This window comes from Agrobacterium sp. BT-220-3, assembly GCF_025910175.1.
In the GTDB taxonomy this organism is placed as follows: domain Bacteria; phylum Pseudomonadota; class Alphaproteobacteria; order Rhizobiales; family Rhizobiaceae; genus Agrobacterium; species Agrobacterium oryzihabitans.
Genome location: NZ_JAPAIX010000035.1, coordinates 1 through 2,806 on the forward strand (window position 1 = coordinate 1; position 2,806 = coordinate 2,806).

Genomic DNA, 2,806 nt, shown 5'->3' on the forward strand with positions numbered 1-2,806 from the left:
TGATGCAGTCGCGATAAATCCAATAGGGATTTACGCCGGTAACGCGGGGTGGAGCAGCCCGGTAGCTCGTCAGGCTCATAACCTGAAGGCCGCAGGTTCAAATCCTGCCCCCGCAACCACCGATACCGACACTCCCGTAGCCATTGCTGCGGGAGTTTTTGTTTGTCCAGACTTTCCAATGAGTTGGCCGTCGATCCAGTTCAGAATTGTGCTCAGTTCCCCATACAGTAAAGCGTCAATCTCACCGCGGTTTGGGCCTGGTGACAAGACGATCTTCTCGATCAGCGTTCTGATGGCCTCCGCGGCTTCCAGTCGTTCCTCCGGGTGGTTGAGTGCTTCCGTCAATCGACCGACCTTGTTGGCATAGATCGACGAGGTGCTTGGCAGAATATCTGGAATGTCGTTCTGCGTTTCCAGGAGGAGTGTGTTCAATTCGGCCTTGCGGGTCTCCAGCTTTTCGATCCGGTCTTTTAACTGCAGGGGAGGGACGCCAGCCAGAATAGCATCTATCGCCTTATCCAATTCTCGCACCGTCTTCTCCAATTCGATGCGCCAGGCATCGCCGTTCGAACGGCGCTCCCGATTGAGCCTGTTGGTTTCGGCGGCATAAGCACGCATGGCCTCAGCGACAATCTCTGGCGCCATCATCCTGTCCTTCAGGCCCGACAAGACGCGCCGTTCCAGTTCGTCGCGTGAAATCGTTCGCGAGTTGGCGCATGATCCGTTGCTCACATGAGCTGAGCAAGCAAAGCGGTCAGCACCGCGCAGCGAATAGGGGCCGTCACAGGAACCACAATAGATCAATCCGGAAAGGATAGATCGGGGGCGACGCATGCCATTAAGGCGGTTTTTGCTGTGGTGAGCACGTACGGCCTCGGTCCCGCTGGCGTGCTTCTCCGAAATGTCCTCTTGTCGGGACTTGGCTGCCTGCCAAAGTTCATTATCGACAATGCGAAGTTCGGATACTTCTGTGACCGTCCACTCTGATTCCGGGTTAAGACGTGAGACACGCTTGCCCGTCGAAGGGTTTTTGACATAGCGTTGGCGGTTCCAGATCAGCCGGCCCACGTAGAGTTCATTGTTGACGATACCTGTACCGCGCTTCACATGGCCGCGAATCGTTGTATCGCTCCAGAGTTTACCCTCCGGACCCGCAATCCCCTCGTCGTTCAAAGACTTGGCAATGGCTCGGGGGCCAACTCCGGCAGCGTAGTCTCGGAAAATCCGTCGAACGATGGTTGCTTCGTGTTCATCGATCTCGCGATCTCCACGAATGGGATCACCTCGGCCATCCAGCTTCTTGACCACTTTGTAACCGTAGGAAATACCGCCGCCGGCTTTTCCCTGTTCAACCCGGCCACGCAGGCCTCTATGGGTTTTGGCAGCGAGGTCTTTTAGGAATAGCGCATTCATCGTGCCCTTGAGGCCGACATGCAGCTCGCTGATCTCACCCTCTGCCAGCGTGACGATCGGTACGCCCGCGAATTTCAGATGCTTGAACAGCGTTGCAACGTCTGCCTGATCTCGGCTGATGCGGTCGAGCGCCTCTGCCAGCACGATATCGAAGTGTCCTGCCTGAGCGTCCTGAAGAAGCATCTGTATTCCGGGCCGGAGAATCATGCTCGCCCCCGAAATGCCTGCATCCTTGTAGGTACCGATTACATTCCAGCCGTCGCGCTTTGCCTGTTCACGACATATGCGGAACTGATCCTCGATCGAAGCGTCACGCTGGTTATCGGAGGAGTATCGGGCATAGAGCGCAACGCGGGTCATCAAGCAGTCTCCTTTCGTTACCCTCAGGCGGCTTTAACTTCGCGGGTCGGGCGAATGAGTACATCGGCCGAGATGCCGAGCTTGTCGTGCAGATTGCGGATCATCTCGATTGAAAGCCCGCGCCGGCGATTGAGGATCTCCGACGTACGGTTGCGAGTGCCGAAGATAGGTTCAAGGTCTTTGCGGGTCAGCCCCTGTTGCTCCATGCGGAACTTGATCGCCTCGATCGGATCGGGCGGGTCTATCGGATAGTGCTTTGCCTCGTAGACTTCGATCAGGGTCGCCAGCACGTCAAGCCGGTCGCCTTCCGGAGTGTTGCTCTTAGCTCCCCAAAGCCGCTCTGCTTCTGCAAGAGCGGCATCGTAGTCCGCCTCGGAGCGGATAGGCTTCAAGTCATTCGCCATGCTTCACCTCTGTCACATCAATCCTATCATATGCCCGGTGTGTGCCAATCCATTTGATCCAGACGATGCTCTTCTCGAAATCGACCGCTGCCACCAACCGATAATCATTGCCCTTGATGTTGAAGACGATGCGCTCCGCGTTGATGACACTTGCCGTGGCATAACGCCTCTTCACATCGGCGGAGCTTGTCCATGCCGCTTTGCTGACTTCGTCGAACCAGGCATCCAGCGCGGCTTTAACCGATGGCTTTTCCTTCTGCCCCGTAAGGCCGTCGATGAATTCCCGCAAAGTGCGGCGGGCGATGATCCTCATAACCAAACCTCTATCATGATCCCGAATCGGGATCAACAATGATGTAAAAATACCCCGAAGAGAGAAAGCTCTCTCGGGTTCAATAAGGCCATAACCGCTGTTCACAACGTCTATGTAGTTTCTTTGAACGCTATCCTTTTGCCTTCACCTTGCGCTGCTTCGAAAAGTTTTGTTCGAATTGCTCGCGGGCGATCTGTCAGAGGTGGCTCGGTTTGTCTGAACAGTTTCGGGCTTTTTGTTAAGTGGATTTCCGCCTCGATTATGCTGCCACCATCATTGGTGCCAGCGCGTTGAAGTAAGCCTGATCCGGCGTCTG

4 protein-coding genes and 1 tRNA gene are annotated in these 2,806 nt (G+C 55.6%); 1 reads left to right on the plus strand and 4 read right to left on the minus strand.

The window, feature by feature from the left end:
• Positions 1-42: 42 nt before the first annotated feature.
• Positions 43-119: transfer RNA gene (locus OK142_RS25070), tRNA-Met, on the plus strand.
• Here OK142_RS25070 and OK142_RS25075 read toward each other — a convergent pair.
• The 4 genes from OK142_RS25075 to OK142_RS25090 all read right to left on the minus strand — a co-directional run.
• A complete protein-coding gene (locus tag OK142_RS25075) occupies positions 76-1,773 on the minus strand; it encodes a recombinase family protein (RefSeq protein ID WP_498685714.1) in 1,698 nt (565 codons plus the stop codon). The genes OK142_RS25070 and OK142_RS25075 overlap by 44 nt on opposite strands.
• Before the next feature lie 23 nt (positions 1,774-1,796).
• Positions 1,797-2,177, minus strand: coding sequence for a helix-turn-helix domain-containing protein (locus OK142_RS25080; protein ID WP_498685712.1), 381 nt, complete (start codon positions 2,175-2,177; stop codon positions 1,797-1,799).
• The gene (locus tag OK142_RS25085) at positions 2,167-2,595 is read right to left on the minus strand and encodes a type II toxin-antitoxin system HigB family toxin (protein ID WP_318255179.1); all 429 of its coding nucleotides are present in this window, start codon (positions 2,593-2,595) and stop codon (positions 2,167-2,169) included. The genes OK142_RS25080 and OK142_RS25085 overlap by 11 nt, the downstream gene beginning before the upstream one ends.
• A gap of 5 nt (positions 2,596-2,600) precedes the next feature.
• Positions 2,601-2,806, minus strand: a 206-nt coding sequence (locus OK142_RS25090; protein ID WP_498685713.1) for a hypothetical protein, incomplete at its 5' end; no start/stop codon positions are given.